General features: G+C 33.9%; 10 protein-coding genes. 7 read left to right on the top strand and 3 right to left on the bottom strand.

Annotated features, from left to right (window positions below):
- Nucleotides 1–4 precede the first annotated feature (4 nt).
- Nucleotides 5–502: a QueT transporter family protein gene (locus tag G540_RS0102105; RefSeq protein WP_027106672.1), complete on the top strand. Its 498-nt coding sequence runs from the start codon at nt 5–7 to the stop codon at nt 500–502.
- Nucleotides 503–555: 53 nt separating this feature from the next.
- On the opposite strand, the gene G540_RS0102100 is transcribed toward G540_RS0102105, so the two are convergent.
- Entirely contained in the window at nt 556–927 is a 372-nt protein-coding gene (locus tag G540_RS0102100; protein ID WP_027106671.1) for a VOC family protein, read from the bottom strand.
- Complete coding sequence (locus G540_RS0102095) at nt 908–3,355, bottom strand: Xaa-Pro dipeptidyl-peptidase (RefSeq protein ID WP_027106670.1); 2,448 nt, start codon at nt 3,353–3,355, stop codon at nt 908–910. Before G540_RS0102095 ends, G540_RS0102100 begins: the two co-directional genes overlap by 20 nt.
- 208 nt (nt 3,356–3,563) lie before the next feature.
- On the opposite strand from G540_RS0102095, the gene G540_RS0102090 reads away from it, so the two are divergent.
- Together G540_RS0102090 and G540_RS0102085 are read left to right on the top strand one after the other, a co-directional pair.
- Nucleotides 3,564–4,730, top strand: a complete 1,167-nt coding sequence (locus G540_RS0102090) for a cation:proton antiporter (RefSeq protein WP_027106669.1) — start codon at nt 3,564–3,566, stop codon at nt 4,728–4,730.
- A 348-nt stretch (nt 4,731–5,078) separates the two neighbouring features.
- Nucleotides 5,079–6,134, top strand: coding sequence for a C40 family peptidase (locus G540_RS0102085; protein ID WP_027106668.1), 1,056 nt, complete (start codon nt 5,079–5,081; stop codon nt 6,132–6,134).
- Nucleotides 6,135–6,246: 112 nt separating this feature from the next.
- Here the strand turns inward: G540_RS0102085 and G540_RS0102080 are convergent, their stop codons facing one another.
- Nucleotides 6,247–6,885, bottom strand: a complete 639-nt coding sequence (locus G540_RS0102080) for a YigZ family protein (RefSeq protein ID WP_027106667.1) — start codon at nt 6,883–6,885, stop codon at nt 6,247–6,249.
- A gap of 64 nt (nt 6,886–6,949) precedes the next feature.
- On the opposite strand from G540_RS0102080, the gene G540_RS0102075 reads away from it, so the two are divergent.
- The 4 genes from G540_RS0102075 to G540_RS06895 form a co-directional block, all read left to right on the top strand.
- A complete protein-coding gene (locus tag G540_RS0102075) occupies nt 6,950–8,296 on the top strand; it encodes a helicase-related protein (protein ID WP_027106666.1) in 1,347 nt (448 codons plus the stop codon).
- Nucleotides 8,297–8,300: 4 nt separating this feature from the next.
- Nucleotides 8,301–8,984, top strand: a complete 684-nt coding sequence (locus tag G540_RS0102070; protein ID WP_152973827.1) for a ComFC family protein — start codon at nt 8,301–8,303, stop codon at nt 8,982–8,984.
- 132 nt (nt 8,985–9,116) lie between these two features.
- Nucleotides 9,117–9,674, top strand: coding sequence for a ribosome hibernation-promoting factor, HPF/YfiA family (gene hpf, locus G540_RS0102065; RefSeq protein WP_027106664.1), 558 nt, complete (start codon nt 9,117–9,119; stop codon nt 9,672–9,674).
- A 314-nt stretch (nt 9,675–9,988) separates the two neighbouring features.
- Nucleotides 9,989–12,687, top strand: a 2,699-nt coding sequence (locus G540_RS06895) for a mucin-binding protein (protein WP_035463525.1), incomplete at its 3' end; no start/stop codon positions are given.

The raw sequence follows: 12,687 nt of genomic DNA, 5'->3' as shown, positions 1-12,687 counted from the left end.
TATCATGGACAACGTTTCAACTCATACACGATTAGTTAGTGTCACAAAAGCGGCACTTGTAACTGGATTGTATGTTGCTTTAACAATGCTTTTCGCACCATTAAGTTTTGGTGCAATTCAAATTCGTTTTGCGGAAATTTTTAATAACTTAGCAATTTTCAATAAACGTTATATTTGGGCTGTAACTTTAGGGTGCATTATTGCTAATTTCTGGTCATCAATGGGATTAGTCGATGTCGTATTTGGCTCGATTGAAACTTTATTAATGACATCAATTAGCTATTATTTAAGTCAAAAAGTTAAGCAATTACCAGCGAAATTTGCAATCGTCGTAATTATCTGTACATTATCCTCATGGATTATTGGTTTAGAATTATATTACGTTTTAGGATTGCCATTCTGGTTCTCATACTTAACAGTTGCTATCGGAGAATTTATCTCTGTTGCTTTAGGTGCTGTTATCTTTTGGGCAATTAGTAAAAAAGTTGATTTAACAGCTTAAAATAAAAATTCCACTCCGACCTCAAATTGAGGATGGGGTGGAATTTTTTTATTTTAACGATCACTATAAGTTGCAACTTCAATAATGTTACCATCAAGATCTTTGATTTTCACAGAAAGTAAATAACCTTCTAACCCAATGGATTTAGTTGGTTCTTCGGAGACGAATTCAACGAAATAACTTTTTAAGTGATTTAAAACATCACTTAAGTTATCACCGACAATAATTCGTAACCCTAAATTGATTGGCGTAAAATTAGTTGCTTCAGTTAAATTCAAGAATTGTTGCCCACAACGCATAGTTGAAATTTTTTGAGTGTGATCTTCTTGAATTAAAGGTAAGTTGAAAACTTCATGATAAAAACGTGTTGCGCGGATTAAATCACTGACTGGTAAAGTTAGTGCTTCAATTTTTTTTATTTTCATTATTTAAAACCTCTTTTTTATCGATGGCTAAGTTCAATTTTGAATTAGCTAAATCTAGTGTGTACGTAATATGTTCATTACCTCGTTGTGTCATTTCAAAATCAGTTGCATAAACAATTAAACCTAATTGATGGTTTTTAAGCAAATGATAGTAAGTTGGTTGTAACTCAAATTCAAAATTATAACTTTCACCTGGAATGATTTGGTCATTTTTCCAAAGGGCAGTTTTATTTTGTAAGTTTAAATGACCTTTGGCGATTAATTTCCAAGGGGACGGATTTTTTTCGTAAGTAAATTCTTTTAACGGTTCTTCGCGCCAGTCAAAACCTAAACCTAGGCGAGCACCAAACACGGGTGATGGATCAGCATTTAATCGTTTTTCTTCACCAAAATCAACTAACATAGCACTGACTAAACCATGATTATTGTCAGTGTGGAGTCGCAAGGAAACAGTTGGTGCACCAGAAATGGTTACATCACTTGAGAGTGGAGCGGTTTTAAAGATTAAACGATTATTTTCAAGAGCTGAAGCATCCGTACTGATTAAATCAGCCATCCAAGCAGGGATGTTTTTATCGTATTTTTCAAAATCTGGTTGATCAACCCAATCTTTGAAACTTAACATTGTGTTGTCGCCGTCTTGTGTAGAAAGGGCATCTTCTTGTAAATTCAAAGTTAAGTTATGGTATTTATGCCATTCATGAGGTGTGATCCATGTTTCTGGTTGTGTATTATCTTGGACTAATAAATCTGGTAAATGATCTTCAGCTTGATTATCAACATTATATAATTGATTGGAAAGCCATAAATTCATCATATTAGAGAAATCAAGTGAACGGAGATTATTAATGTAAATATGTTGCCCTTGATGGAGAATTAATTTTTTCACGACAGGAAGGTCATCCAGACCATGCCATAAATTAAAGACATTTTTCGGTTTAACATTCCAGTCATTAAGTCCGTGAACCATAACAATTTTTGCTTTAATTTGATCAAGGTTATGCAAGTAATTTCTTTCATCCCAGAAAGTTGTATAGTTACCAGTGATGCGATCTTGATCATGAGCCATTTGTTTTAAAACATCAGTGAAGAATGGTTGGATTTTAAGATAATCAGCTGCTTTTTTACGGCGACTAAAACAAAGTTCCGCTAAAACATCAGCGTCTTCACCGACATAGCCTCCAGGCGAGATAACAAGCCCACCTTCACGATAATAATCATACCAACTAGAAATAGCAGCTTCTGAAATAATTGTTTTTAAAGCAGGTGTTCCGGTTGTGGCTGCAGCCGTTGCTAAAGTGCCTAAATAAGATTTACCAGTCATAGCAACGTGTTTATTACACCACCAAGCTTTGATTTCAATGTTGTCAGTTTTATTAGTAAAGGCGGTTCTTTTGCCAGCTAACCATTCAATAATCGCAACAGTTGAACTTGTTTCAGCTGTGGAACCACAAGTTCTAACTCCATCAGAATCCATCGTACCAATACCAGCTGCATACACAACAGCGAAACCACGTGCTAATAAATAATCATTTAAAGTATAGGAACTTTCACGACCAAAAGAACTTTCAGCGGTTAAAGCAATTTCTTTAATTTCGCGTTTTTTAGGAATTTCAATGTGGCTTGGTTGGTAAGCAATATCTTTGAAGGTAGTGTTATTTTCTTCTTTAGTTGTTAAAGGTTGATTGACATTGTGTAACATTTTATCACTAGAAACTTCATTGACACCTTGGTTATAAGGACTTGCCGTATAGACGGCTGGAACTTGTAAATTAAAGTTGGTTTCTGCTGGACGAATGATTTCAACTTTCAACAAATCGCGTTGGCCATCTTGATCAGTATCTAAATCACTTTCTACATAGACAACTTCTTTAATTAATTTTTTCGTATTAAAGACAGGTTGGGATTGACCGTTGAAAAAGATTGGTTTCATACCAGCTGGACGACCATATAAAGGAACGAAATAGCCAAGTGTTGCTAAATAATCTAAGTAATTTTGCCCACCTTTTGTATAAGTTAATAATAGGTAGTAACAAGCTGTAATTAAATCATGAGTAGAATTAATTTCATTAACATGGAAGAGTTGCATTTGATCCATGGCAGCTAAAGGATTTGCGAGTTCAAAGTCTAAATCAACTTCAAAACCAAGTAACTGTAAAGCAACATTATAAAATGCATTAGTTGTAATTTCATGTTCATTTAAGAAATCAAAAACATTTTGAGTGTTAGATGCTAATAAATCAGCAATTTGTTCATGTTTTGCAGTTGGACTTTGTGCTTGGGGAAATACTTGTTTAAGAAAATGAAGCCAAATTTTATCCATTTCATCTTTTTCAAGCAAACGATCAGTTAAAAATTCTAAATTAATTAATTCTTGAATTTGTGTTTCAAGGGAAACTTGCCGTGGTGCGAATTGATTAAATTTCATATTAACAGTCCTTTCTAATCTTTCTTTAATTATTATTGTACTTGCTGAGTAAGGAAACGTAAAGATAACAAGTAAAAAAAGAAGAGATGAGAGACGTGTTCAGATTTTGGTATAAAAAGCAAAATTTAAATGATATACTAAAAGAGTTAGATTAAAGTTATTATAATTAAATAAATAGTGTGTTAAACATGGAAGGATGGTTTATTTTATGGCATATTTAGGGATCTTGAGTCTTATTTTACTTAGTACGGCTCTAGCAGGACACTTCAGTCGCCGGATTGGGATCCCCGCAGTTATCGGACAACTTTTAGTTGGTATTGTATTGGGACCGGCAGTTTTAGGTTGGGTTCAAGGTGATACATTTGTGCATATGTTTTCTGAAATCGGAGTTATTATTTTAATGTTTATTGCCGGTTTGGAAAGTAATTTAGAACTTTTGAAAAAATATATTAAGCCTGCGTTTTCAGTAGCGATTACCGGGGTGATCTTACCATTATGTTTAATCTTTTTAACAGGTAAGTTATTTGATTTTCATATGCATGAAGCAATTTTCTTAGGGGTTGTTTTTTCTGCCACATCGGTAAGTATTTCTGTAGAAGTTTTAAAAGAGTTAGGTTATTTAGAATCTAAAGAAGGTATGACAATTTTAGGTGCAGCTGTAATCGATGATATTCTTGCTGTTATTATTTTAAGTACTTTTGTTAGTTTATTCGGAAGTGCAGCTACTTCGAGTGAACCTAAAATGAGTTTCTTAATGACATTACTTTTACAAGTGTTATACTTTGTCGGAATTTATTTCGTTGTAAAATGGATTGCGCCTTACTTAATGAGTTTAAGTGAAAAGATTTTCGTACCAAGTGCTGTGATTTTAATGTCATTAGTAATTGGTTTAGGAATGGCTTATATTGCTGAATTAGTTGGTTTAAGTGGTGTTGTTGGGGCTTTCTTCGCAGGGATTGCGATTGGTCAAACACCATATAAAACAAGTGTCGATCATAGTATTGAACCAATTGGGTATGCAGTCTTTATTCCCGTTTTCTTTGTAAGTATTGGTTTGAATATGACTTTTGATGGACTAGGAAAAGACTTATTGTTCATTATCGCTTTAACAGTTGTGGCTGTTTTAACAAAATGGCTCGGTTGTGGAATTGGTGCCAAAGTTGCAGGAATGGATTATAATTCAGGCGATATTATTGGTGCCGGGATGGTATCACGGGGAGAAATGGCTTTAATTATTGCCCAATTAGGTTATGAATCAAAACTATTATCTGCGGATTACTATTCATCAATTATCTTAGTTATTATTTTAACTACTTTAATTGCACCGTTTATGTTAAAAGCAGCTGTTAAACGTAAGAAAAAAGCTGCTAAATAAATTACAATTTAAATACGTCAAATAGTCAATTATGACTGTTTGACGTATTTTTTGTTGGAAATGGTTAAAAAAATTGTCTTTTTATATTACAATAATAAGTCATTTTGGAAAGTAGCACAGGTGTGAAAAAGGCTTATTTAGGTATGTTTAGAGATGTTTTGAAATGTTTTTGTAACATAAGGGCTGTTAAAGGGTTTTACTTGCTGATTTGTTAAAGTCTTGTAATGGTATGTACCTAGCTAAGGTGCTATTATATAGAACGTAGCCAACAGGGCTTATTAATAATAAATAAACAAATTAAACAGATTAAAAATAAAAAATAGAATTGTACTTAGGAGTGACAATAACTTGAAGAACTCAAAATTAAAAAAATTAACATTAGTTGTTGCAACAGCTTTTACAGCATTAGGATTAGCAACAGTCAATACACATAAAGCATCCGCTGATACTGTTTCTGATATTGCAGCTATCAATACAAAAATTGCTACAACAAAAGACAAAATCAAAAAAATGCAAAGTGAATTATCTGCTTTAGTTGCTAAAGAAGATAAATTAACAGAAAAAAATGAAGCATTAGCTAAAAAGATCAAAGAACGCCAAGCTCGTTTAGATGATCAAGCTCGTGCGATGCAATTAAACAATGCCGGTTCAAAAATCGATTTCATTGTTAATGCAAAAAGCTTTTCTGATTCAATTGCACGTGCTCGCACAGTTATGTTATTAGTTCATGCTAATGAAAACTTATTAGCTGATCAAAAGAAAGATCAAGCTGAAGTTAAAGCTAACAAAGCAGAAATTGAAAAAACAATTAAAGTTGCTAAAGACAAAAACAAAGAATTAAAACAAGATGTTGCAGATATGTTAGTTCAACGTACAACATTATATGCACGCCAACACGGTGAAGATGGTAGTGCAGATCGGATTGCTCGTTTAGCACGTGAAGCTGCTAACGATATTCGTAATGGTGGTTCTGGTAGCAGCGCATACGATCGCTTAAACCGTGAAGTTGCTGGTAGTTCATCAGCATCTAACTATTTCGGTGGTGGTTTCGATGCAAATGGTATCGTTCGTGAAGCTGTTAAATATATTGGAACACCTTATGTTTGGGGCGGTTCATCTCCATCAGGTTTTGACTGTTCAGGTTTTGTTCAATACGTTTATCGTCAAATGGGTGTTTCTGTAGGTCGTACAACATATGCACAAGCAAATGCTGGTCGTCACGTACCTGTTTCTCAAGCACAACCAGGTGATATCTTATTATTCGCACACGGTGGCGGAGCACCTTACCATGCAGCTATTTATGTTGGTGGCGGTCGTTACTTACACGCTTCAGTACCAGGTGCACCATTAGGTTATGGTAGTGTTAACTCATTTAGACCAAGTTACGCAGTACACGTTGGTTAATAACACTTTTTAAAATACAATTCTAAAACAAACCACAATTTCGGATAATCCGGAGTTGTGGTTTTTGCGTATAAAAAAGCGTCGTTTCTATAAAAAAGAAACGACGCTTTTTTTAAATTTTAACCGGAATTTCGTGATAAACATTATTCCCAATTGTAAAAGTTACTTGGGCATTCAAGAGATTAAAAATTTCTGCTTGGAACGGATCTACTTTTTCCGTATCAACAGCAACTGTGACAGCTACTTGTTCAGTGTATTGAGTATCGACCGTATAATAATCTTGGTTTTCTAAATAATTTTGTAATTTTCCAAGTAAAGGATAATCAATGGAACAAGTAATTTCTGTTTGTAAAACACGTTTAACAATGCCGATTTCTTGAATAGCTTGTGAAACAGCGGAACTGTAAGCGCGGATTAAACCACCAGTCCCTAATTTGATTCCGCCAAAATAACGGACAACAACGGCTGTTACGTTATGCAGTTGATTATTTTTTAAAACTTCTAAAATTGGAACACCGGCTGTTCCAGATGGTTCACCATTGTCGCTTTCACGTTGGATTTCGTCATTTAAACCTAATGTATAGGCGAAGCAATGGTGATTAGCTTTACGATGTTCATTGGTAATAAATGCTAAGAAATCACGAGCTTCTTCTTCTGTGTTAGTTCGTGCTAAATAACAAATAAATTCTGACTTTTTGATAATTAAAGTACTCGAGCCAACTTCTTTAATTGTAAGATAATTTTCTGCCATGAAGGGTCTCCTTTGGATAAGTTTGTTTTTTAACGTATTTATAAATAAGAAGGTGGTGCTAAATATGTTAAACGAAAACAAGTTCAGTTTATTATGGGGACGTCAGGTAGTTTGGCCGTCCGATTATCCGCTGAAGTGGCAAGAACTGCCATTTATTCAAAGGAAAGCAGCTGTGTTAGTCGGAAAGACCAAGATACAATGCCAACGCTGTGGTGCACAGTTTACCAAAGAAAGAACGTCCTTACCGGATGGAAGTTACTATTGTCCGGCGTGTATATTGTTAGGTCGTTTAACATCACGTGATACATTATACACTATTTCAGAGCCAAATAATTTTAGTGCATTAAATGGTCCGATTTTAAAGTGGCAAGGACAATTAACTCGTTTACAAAGAAAATGCGCGTATGAATTAATAGCTTCCTATCAACATAAACAAAATCATTTATTGTGGGCGGTGACAGGTGCCGGAAAAACGGAAATTTTATATCCATTAATTATAGAAGCACTAAAAAATGGAGAACGCATCTGTTTGGCTGCGCCGCGCTTAGATGTTTGTACCGAGTTGTATTTGCGTTTGCATCCTTTATTAGCTGATGAAGTATCATTAGTTTTGTTGCATGGTGAAAGTCAACAGCTATATGCTTATACGCAATTTGTAATCTGTACTACACATCAACTATTGAATTTTAAAGAAGCGTTTGACGTATTAGTAATTGATGAAGTTGATGCTTTTCCGTATCAACAATCACTTGAATTACAAAACGGGGCACAAGCAGCAGTCAAAAAACAAGGGATGAAAGTGTATTTAACAGCGACACCTAATCGTCGTTTGGAAAAACAAATTAAACACGGAAAATTACAAGCGAGTTTATTATTTAGTCGTTATCATGGTGGAAAATTACCTGAACCAAAAATTATCTTGGTGCGTCAGTTAGCACAGCAAATTTCACACCAACAATTATCTTTAAAGTTAAAAAAATATTTAAAAAAATGGCAAAAACAACAGCAGCCGTTTTTAGTATTTGTGCCACAAATTGAAAAATTACTTATTATAGAAGAAATCATTCAAAAGGTGATACCAAAAGCGCAAGGGGCCACGGTCCATGCGAGCGATCCGAAACGAAGTGATAAGGTGCAACAATTACGTCAAGGGAAGTATCAATATTTAGTGACTACGACTATTTTAGAACGTGGTGTGACTTTTAAAGGCGTTCAAGTAGTTGTATTATTTGCAGAACATGAACAATTCCAAGTGCCAGCTTTAATTCAGATTGCAGGACGTGTCGGACGAGATGCCAAACAAAACACAGGTGATGTTATTTTTGTAGCATCCACTTATACTCGCAAGTTGAAAAAAGCTGTGAAAATGATTCGGCGTATTAATGACAAAGCTGGTGATAATCATGATTAAGTGCATGCTGTGTCAACAAGTTATTCAGCAACCAATTACATTGAAATGGCTTTTTTCGTTTGAACGTTGGGAAAGAGGATATCTTTGTGATCGTTGTCGGCAAGAATTTACGAAAATCAGTCAGCATGAACAATGTCTTGGATGTGGGCGGAGTTTAATTGGTGGGAAATTGTGTGCTGATTGTGTCATGTGGCAAAAACAAGGGAAGATTTTGTTAAAAAACAGCTCGTTATATACTTATAATGAAGCAATGCAAAAATATTTTGAAAGGTATAAATTTTTAGGTGATTATTATTGGCGAAAAATATTTGCAAGTGAATTCCAAAAATATATTAAAGTAAATTATCCACCAAAAGATGGTTGGGAATATGTGGTAATCCCGATTGATCAAACAACGCAAGAAAAGCGGCGTTTTAATCAAGTGAAGGGGTTAGTGAGTGATTTACCTACGCAAGATCTCTTAGGTGTGAAAGAGCGCAATAAAAGGAAACAATCGCAAAAAAATCGGCAAGAGCGTTTAAAAACACCGCAACCTTTCTATTTATTATCAGAAGTCGGTGATTTAAGCGATAAAAAAATTTTGTTGATCGATGATATTTATACGACTGGGCGAACGTTATATCATGCGCAAGCATTACTATTGCAACGAGGAGCGAGTCAAGTTTGTTCGGTCACGTTAGCCCGTTAAAAAGCAAAAGGTAAATAATATTTGTTAAATATAAAGAATTGTCTTATAATATAAATGAAGATGATAACGTATTCAAAACGTTATTGTTGTTAAGTCAAGTTAATTGGCTTAATAGTGAAAGGAGAGCTTTTTATGTTGAATTATAATGTACGGGGAGAAAATATTGAAGTAACAGGCGCACTTCGCGATTATGTCGAAAAGAAATTACAAAAGTTAGAAAAATATTTTGATAATGTTCCTAATTCGACAGCCCACGTAAACATGAAAGTTTATTCAGATCGCTCATCTAAAGTTGAAGTTACAATTCCATTGCCATACTTGGTGTTACGTGCCGAAGAAACATCACCAGATATGTATGCAAGTATTGATTTAGTAACTGATAAACTTGAACGACAAATCAGAAAGTACAAAACAAAAGTTAACCGTAAATCACGTGAAAAAGGTTATAAAGATCTTGGATTTATGGAAATGCCAAATGAACCAGTGGCAGAACCTGAACAAAGCTTTGATATTGTACGTACAAAACGTGTTTCTATTAAACCAATGGATAGTGAAGAAGCTATCTTACAAATGGATATGTTAGGACATAACTTCTTTATCTTCCAAGATTCAGAAACAGATGGCATTAACATTGTGTACCGTCGTAAAGATGGACGTTATGGATTAATTGAAGCATCTGATGAAGATTAATTAAATAAAATAAATATATCCAAACCGGAGTGTTGTTAAACACTCCGGTTTTTTTGTGTTTTCAACGAAAAATGAAGCAATCAAAGTTGTTAAAAAAATATACATAAACTGCATAAAAAACGTATAAATAAACCGGTGCAATAAGTAGTAAAAAATACTTACTTGTATAAAAAACCACCTTATAAAACGTTTAAAAAATTAAGATTATAGTTAATATATTAATATTTAAAACGAAAAGCATATATTTTGACGGGGGATTCGGGGGGTGTATTTTTAATCTATATTAAAAAAATTATAATTAGGGAGTAATGCATATGTTAGGAAAAAATAATAAAGTTTGTAAGATGCAACAAGCTGGCGAACGTTTTAAAAAGTACACTATTAAACGTTTAAGCATCGGTGTGGCATCAGTTGCAGTTGCGACTGGTATCTTATTTGGTGGCCATGCACAAACAGTTGCTGCGGACGATACAACAACAACTGATCAAGATGCTTTGAAAGAAAAAGCAAAAGATCAGCATCAACAAAAAGAAGTTGTTTTAGGTGAGGGAGCGCCCAAAACTACAGTAACACCAAAAGCAACAGAAAAACCTGTTGTTAAAGAAACTCCTAAAGAGGCAGCTCCAGCACAAAATAAACAAGTAGAAAAAGCGGCTGTTAAAAAAGCAGATGCACCAAAACCTACCACATTGGCTGCGGGTCCACAAACATTGAAAAGTGCACCACTTTCAACTATTACACAACCTAAAGACTATCCAAATGTCCCTGCTATTCCAGATACAGAATATATTTATGCGACTTTTGAATCTAAAAATCAATGGTATAAAGTTTATTTAACAGTAAATAAAGCAAACATGCCTGATAAAGCGGTTGATCAAACAGTTAAAGTATATGTTGTGAGATATGATGGCTATGTAATGAAAAATTCTAATGCTACATTAACTCCAGGTGCTACTTATCATAAAGTTATAGATGGCATTGATTTATATATTAATAACTCTGGGCAAGATGTATCTTTGAATAGTACCAATGAAGCTTTTTATTGTCGGTATTATGTGTCATCGCATGGTAATAATAGTTCATATAGCTGGTCTGTTTTTAACCCACAAAAAGTACAACAAAAAGTTGTTTATGTACAAGATAAAGCTAAACAAGGTGAAGATCCTAGTTATCAACCAATTCCTGGTGTAGAACAAGGTGGAGTTGTTGATGGTGTTACAGGACAACATTATGATGTTAATAAAAATGCAGCTAAAGTTATTAAAGGATTTTATTTAGTAACAGAACCTAAATTGAATGGTACTTTATCACAATTTAAAGAAGATGCCGAAGTTGTTCAAACTTTTTATAACGGCTCGACTAAGACGTTCCAAGTCTTTATGAAACAAACTGATGATAAAGGAACAATGTCTTGTTACTATTATAAAAACGGATATAAATATACATTTACATTAGCACCAGGAACATCGAAATATATTAATTTAGGATCATATCAATATTATATTGCCAATCCTTATGTAACACAAACAACGAAAGTGCAATTTGTTTATGCTAAAGTCGGTCAAATTGTTCCCGTTGATAAAGATGGTAATCCAATTGCTGGTATTAACAATGGAGACTACAACAAGGATTATGACAATGATCAAAATGATCCTAAGAAAGTTAGTCCAACTAAAGCACCTGAAATTCCAGGTTGGAAAATTGTCAACCCAACACAAAGCACAATTACACCAGACAAACCAGGTCAAGATACGAAAGTTGTCTATGAACCTATTATTGATAAGGTTCCTGTTGAAGGTGACGTAAAACAAGTTATTACAATTGAAGGTTTACCTGCTGATCAACAACCTAATTTAAATGGTTTAGATAAGCAAACAGTTAAATATAAAGGTACAAAAACAATTAATCATGCACCTGAAGCACAAGGTAAAAAAGCAATTGAAACAATTAAATGGGATGCTAATAAAACATTTAAAGATGTTAAAGTACCAGTTGTGAAAGGTTTCTTTGCAGATAAAAAACAAGTTACAGGTGATGCAACAACACCAGCTCAAATTGGTCAAACAATTAATAAGAAGATTACTTATAAGAAAATGGGACATATTATTCCTACATTTAACGGCAAGTCAATCTTCCCTGGTGTAGATAATGTTGATCAACCAATTTATAACAATGATGCAAATGATCCAACAAAAGCAGCGGCTACAGATAGTCCAGTAATTCCGGGATATCATATTAAGAATCCTGCACAAAAAACAATTACACCAGCAGAACCTGGTAAAAATACAGTTGTAGAATATGAAGCAGATGAACAAAAAGCTAAAATTGTATATATTGATAACACAACAGGTAAAGTAATTGATGCAACTAAATTTGGAATTACTAACCCTGCTGAAGTAACAGGTAAAACAGCAGAAGTAATTAATTATTTCCCAATTAAAACTATTGCTAAATTACAAAGCCAAGGTTTTGTTCGTACTGCGGAAGATATAGCTAAATCTACGTGGAAACAAGGCGTTAAATTTGATAATGATACAAATAAATTACAAGAATTTAAAGTTTATCTTAGTCATGGTGAAACAACTATTAGACCAGATGATCCACGTAATAAAGATAATAAATATGATTTAAGAAGAACTGTAAAACGTACTATTGATTATAAGTACGGAGCAAAGACTGTTAAAGCTAACAAAACAGCATCACCTACGGTGACACAAACAGTAACGTTTGAAAGAACAAAAACGATTGATACAGTTACAAAGAAAGTTATCAAAACATCAGATTGGACAATAAATAAAGATAGTCTTAAAGATTTAGCTGCAGTTGTTTCACCAACAATTGCAGGATACACACCAGATCAAGCTAAAGTTGGACAAGTAACACCAAATGCTGATAGCAAAGATATTGAAGTACATGTTATTTATAACGCAGATAATCAAAAAGCAACGGTCACATATATTGATGACACAACCGGTAAAGAAATTAGTGTTAAAAACTTAACTGGTAAAACAGG

Source organism: Ligilactobacillus ceti DSM 22408, from assembly GCF_000423245.1.
Lineage (GTDB): Bacteria > Bacillota > Bacilli > Lactobacillales > Lactobacillaceae > Ligilactobacillus > Ligilactobacillus ceti.
Note: the sequence above shows the minus strand (reverse complement) of the source record. Positions and strands in the feature narration are given on the sequence as shown.

Excerpts from the sequence above, each read along its gene's own strand:
- G540_RS0102105 (WP_027106672.1), top strand. The coding sequence starts at position 5 with ATGGACAACGTTTCAACTCATACACGATTAGTTAGTGTCACAAAAGCG.
- G540_RS0102100 (WP_027106671.1), bottom strand. The coding sequence starts at position 927 with ATGAAAATAAAAAAAATTGAAGCACTAACTTTACCAGTCAGTGATTTA.
- G540_RS0102095 (WP_027106670.1), bottom strand. The coding sequence starts at position 3,355 with ATGAAATTTAATCAATTCGCACCACGGCAAGTTTCCCTTGAAACACAA.
- G540_RS0102090 (WP_027106669.1), top strand. The coding sequence starts at position 3,564 with ATGGCATATTTAGGGATCTTGAGTCTTATTTTACTTAGTACGGCTCTA.
- G540_RS0102080 (WP_027106667.1), bottom strand. The coding sequence starts at position 6,885 with ATGGCAGAAAATTATCTTACAATTAAAGAAGTTGGCTCGAGTACTTTA.
- G540_RS0102075 (WP_027106666.1), top strand. The coding sequence starts at position 6,950 with ATGTTAAACGAAAACAAGTTCAGTTTATTATGGGGACGTCAGGTAGTT.
- G540_RS0102070 (WP_152973827.1), top strand. The coding sequence starts at position 8,301 with ATGCTGTGTCAACAAGTTATTCAGCAACCAATTACATTGAAATGGCTT.
- hpf (WP_027106664.1), top strand. The coding sequence starts at position 9,117 with ATGTTGAATTATAATGTACGGGGAGAAAATATTGAAGTAACAGGCGCA.